This window comes from Pseudomonas sp. 2822-17 (assembly GCF_002742485.1).
GTDB lineage: Bacteria > Pseudomonadota > Gammaproteobacteria > Pseudomonadales > Pseudomonadaceae > Aquipseudomonas > Aquipseudomonas cyclaminis.
The window spans coordinates 1-5,133 of the sequence record NZ_LJRZ01000063.1 but is presented as its reverse complement, the minus strand read 5'-3'; the positions used below and the strand labels follow the sequence as shown (position 1 = coordinate 5,133).

Sequence of the window (5,133 nt, the reverse complement as noted above, 5' to 3'; positions counted from 1 at the left end):
CCTGATGGAACTGGACTGCGTACGCGAAGCCGTGGTGATTGCGGCCGACGGCCAGTTAGTCGCCTACGCCGTGCCCAGCGAAGCCGGTGACGCAGATGAACTGCGCAGCCACATCAAGCAACGCCTGGGCGAACACCTGCCTGACTACATGGTGCCCGCCCAGTTGATCTTCCTCGATCAACTGCCCCTGAGCCCCAACGGTAAACTGGACCGCAAGGCCCTGCCGAAACCCGATGCGAACCTGCTGCGAAAAACCTACATGGCGCCGCACAGCCCGCTGGAACAGCAGATCGCCGCAATCTGGCAAGACGTGCTCAAGCGTGAAACCGTCGGCCTTTACGATGACTTCTTTGAGTTGGGCGGTCATTCACTGCTGGCCACCCAGATCGTCTCCCGTGTGCGGTATGCCCTGAACACCGATGTGCCCCTGCGCAACCTGTTCGAGTGCAGCACCTTGCAGGCGTTCGTGGCCACCCTGGAGCAAGAACCGGCCCGCCATGAGCCGCCCTTGGTACGGGTCGCACGCGATCAGCCGCTGCGCCTGTCATATGCCCAGGAACGCCAGTGGTTCCTCTGGCAACTGGACCCTCAAAGCACCGCGTACCACATCCCGGCGGCCCTGCGCCTGCGAGGCCATCTGGACACGCAGGCACTGCAGCGCAGCTTTGACCACCTGATCGAGCGCCATGAAAGCCTGCGCACTTCGTTCGCCCAGGACGGCGAGCGTACCGTGCAACGGATCGCCGCCCACGCCCCGCTGGCAATCACCGTCGAGTCACGGCCGGGCGCAGACCAGCAAGTGATCCAGGCGTGTGTTGAACACGAAATCCAGCAGCTGTTCGACTTGCAGCACGGCCCGCTACTCAGGGTAAAACTGCTGAAACTGGCGGATGACGATCACGTCCTGATCCTCACCCAGCACCATATTGTCTCCGATGGCTGGTCGATCAACGTGATGATCCAGGAGCTGATTGCCCTGTACGCAGGTTTCAGCCAGCAGCAACCCGCCAGCCTGCCCGACCTGCCTGTGCAGTACGCCGACTATGGCGTGTGGCAGCGTCAGTGGATGGAAGCTGGAGAGCGCGAGCGCCAACTGGCCTACTGGACCGAACAGTTGGGTGGCGAGCAGACGGTATTGGAACTGCCCGCCGACCACACCCGGCCGTCCGAGCAGAGCTACCGCGGCGCCCAACTGGAACTTGCGCTGGGCCACCCGTTGAATCAGTCGCTCAAGCAATTGGCCCAGCAGCAAGGCGTGACGTTGTTCATGCTGTTGCTGGCCTCGTTCCAAACCCTGTTGCATCGCTACAGCGGGCAAACCGACATCCGTGTCGGTGTGCCGATTGCCAACCGCAACCGCGTGGAAACCGAAGGGCTGATCGGGTTTTTCGTCAACACCCAGGTATTGCGTACAGAACTCGACGGCCAGGCGCGGTTTGTCGACGTGTTGCAACAGGTCAAACACCATGCCTTGCAGGCCCAGGCTCACCAGGACCTGCCCTTCGAGCAACTGGTGGAAGCCCTGCAACCGGAGCGCAGCCTCAGCCATAGCCCGCTGTTCCAGGTCATGTACAACCATGCCAGCGTGCAGCCCCAACACAGCGTCAGCTTGCCCGGCCTGAGCCTTGAAGTCTTGGAAGGCACGTTGCCCAGCACCCAGTTCGACCTCTCGCTGGATACCACCGAGTCCGCCGACGATCTGCTGGCCACCCTCACCTATGCCATCGACCTGTTTGAAGCCCCAACCGTCCAGCGTCTGGCCGAGCATTGGCAAAACCTGTTGCAGGCCATCGTCCGTAACCCGCAGCAACGCCTGGGTGAACTGGACATGCTTGGGCGTGAAGAACGGCACCTGATGCTCCATGACTGGAGCAGTGCCACCCTCGAATACCCGAGTGAACAACGGGTCCATCAGTTGTTTGAAGCCCAGGTGGCGAAGCAACCATCAGCCCCGGCCTTGCTCTTCGAAGACCGCCAGCTGAGCTACGCCGAACTCAACGCCCAGGCCAATCGCCTGGCCCGCCATCTGGTGAGCCTGGGCGTCGGGCCCGACGTGCTGGTGGGGATTGCCGTGGAGCGCGGCCTGGACATGATCATCGGCTTGCTGGCGGTGCTCAAGGCCGGCGGCGCCTACGTGCCCCTGGACCCGGAATACCCGCAGGATCGGTTGCTGTGCATGATCGAAGACAGCGGCACGCAACTGATGCTGACCCAGGGCCACTTGCGCGAACGCCTGACGATTCCTGCCGATGTGGCGCACCTGTGCCTGGACCAGAACCAAGCCTGGGCCGATCTGGACGATAGCAACCTGGTCAATCGCGCCCATGCCGATAACCTTGCGTATGTGATGTTCACCTCCGGTTCCACGGGCCGGCCAAAAGGCGTGGGCATCAACCAATCCTCGCTGACTCGCCATGCCTATGTGTCGCTGGGGTTTTTCAATCTCAATGGCGGCGACCGCATCCTGCAGTTTTCCACCTTCAACTTCGACGGTTTCGTCGAGCAGTTGTACCCGGCACTGATCTGCGGCGCGTCGGTGGTGCTGCGCGGCACTGAAATCTGGGACACCGAGACGTTCTACCGCGCACTGCTCAAGCACCAGATCAGTGTGGTCGACCTGACCACGGCCTACTGGAACCTGCTGGCCAAGGATTTTGCCGCGGCGGGTCCACGGGATTACGGGCGACTCAAGCAAGTGCACGCCGGTGGTGAAGCCATGCCGCCGGAAGGCCTCGCCGCGTGGAGCCAGGCCGGCCTTGGCCACGTCAAATTGCTCAACACCTATGGCCCTACTGAAGCCACGGTCACGGTCACTGCCCTCGATTGCACCGACTACGTAACCGGCGCCCGCCCGACGCCACTGACCATGCCCATCGGCAAGGTTCTGGCCGGGCGCAGCATTTACCTGCTGGACGACAGCGGTGCCCCGGCGCCGATTGGCGTGGTGGGCGAACTGATGATCGGCGGCGAGTTGCTGGCACGCGGTTATTTCAATCGCCCGGACCTGACGGCCGAGCGCTTCATGCCCGACCCGTTCAGCCAAGGCGGCGGCCGCTTGTACCGCACCGGCGACCTGGCGCGCTACACCCCCGAGGGGGTGATCGAATATGTCGGCCGGATCGACCATCAGGTGAAGATTCGCGGTTTCCGTATCGAGTTGGGCGAAATCGAGGCCCGACTGCTGGAGCAAGACGTGGTGCGAGACGCCATCGTCCTCGCCCAACCGGCAGCCAGCGGCTTGCAGTTGGTGGGTTATGTGGTGCCCCATGCCACGGCCGTGCCGCACGCAGAGCTGCGTCAGTCGATCAAGGCCGCGTTGGCCGCCGTGCTGCCGGACTACATGGTGCCGGGCTTCCTGATGTTCCTTGATGTGCTGCCCCTGAGCCCGAACGGCAAGCTGGACCGTAAAGCGCTGCCCAAGCCGGATGCCAGCCAACAGCAAAACCACTATGTGGCGCCGCGAACGGCCCTGGAAACCCAGGTCGCCGGAATCTGGCAAAGCGTGCTCAACCTTGAGCAGGTGGGCCTCACGGATGACTTCTTCGCACTCGGCGGCCATTCGTTGCTGGCGACGCAGATCATTTCCAGGGTGCGTCAGGCCCTGGGGCTGGATGTCGCCCTGCGCAGCCTGTTCGAACGCAGCGTGCTCGGGGATTTCGTCGCCGGCCTGGACGGTCGCGCACGGCAGCATGAGCTGCCACTGGTGCCCGTCGAACGCACTCAATCGCTGCCCCTGTCCTACGCGCAGGAGCGCCAGTGGTTCCTCTGGCAATTGGACCCGCATAGCGCCGCGTACCACTTGCCGGCCGCACTGCGTCTCAAAGGCGCGCTGGATGTCGCGGCGCTGGAGCAAGCGTTCAATCAACTGATCGCCCGTCACGAGGCACTGCGTACCACCTTCGTGGTGGAAAACGAACAACCGCGCCAAATCATCGCCGACCATGCGCCGCTGGCGCTGGTGGTCGAGACGCTGAACGGCACACCGGACGACGCCACGATCAAGACATTTGTGGAGCACGAAACCCGGCAACTGTTCGACCTGCAAAACGGCCCGCTGCTGCGGGTCAGGCTGCTGCGCCTGGCGGACGATGAACATGTACTGGTACTTACCCAGCACCACATCGTTTCCGATGGCTGGTCGGTGCAGTTGATGGTGGAGGAACTGATCAGCCTGTATGGCGCCGCCCAGGCTGGGCAGCCTCACTCGCTGGCGCCGTTGCCCATCCAGTACGCCGACTATGCCGCCTGGCAACGGCAATGGATGCAAGCCGGCGAGCGCGAACGTCAACTGGCCTACTGGACCGGCCAGTTGGCCGGCGAAAACAGCGTATTGGAGTTGCCGACAGATCGCCCGCGCCCGGCTGAACAAAGCTACCGGGGTGCCCACCTGTCACTTACCCTCACGCCTGGCCTGGGCGATGCAGTGCAAGCCTTTGCCCATCGCCTGGGTGTGACGCCGTTCATGCTGTTGCTGGCGTCTTTCCAGACGCTGTTGCACCGCTACAGCGGCCAGAACGATATTCGCGTCGGTGTGCCGATTGCCAACCGCAACCGGGTCGAAACCGAGGGGCTGATCGGCTTCTTCGTGAACACCCAAGTCATGAAAGCCGAGTTCAGCTCGCACCTGCGGGTCGAGGCTCTGCTGCAACAGGTCAAGCAACATGCACTGGATGCCCAGGCGCATCAGGACCTGCCGTTCGAGCAACTGGTGGAGGCCTTGCAACCAGAGCGCAGCCTCAGCCATAACCCGCTGTTCCAGGTGATGTTCAACCACCAGAGTGCCGACAAACCCAGCGCCACCGAACGCCCGTCACTGCCTTTGGCGTTGCAGGTCGAGGGATTGGACTGGGAAGGCAGCACCTCGCAATTTGACCTGACCCTCAGCACCAGCGAATCGGCCGAGGGCTTGAGCGCAACACTCACCTACGCCACCGACCTGTTCAACGCCACCACCATCGAGCGCCTTGGGCGGCATTGGCAACAGCTGCTGCACAGCCTCATTGCCGACCCGCAACAGCGGCTGGCCGACCTGGCGATGCTGGACCACGCCGAGCAACAGCAGATCGTCAGCGCGTGGAACGCCACCACCACCCACTACCCGCTCGACCAAAGCGTCCAGCAATTGATCGAAGC

General features: G+C 62.9%; 1 protein-coding gene. It reads left to right on the top strand.

All coding sequences use genetic code 11. The features are described 5' to 3' along the window. On the top strand, nucleotides 1-5,133 hold a 5,133-nt coding region (locus AOA60_RS01010; RefSeq protein WP_256592777.1), incomplete at both ends, for a non-ribosomal peptide synthetase.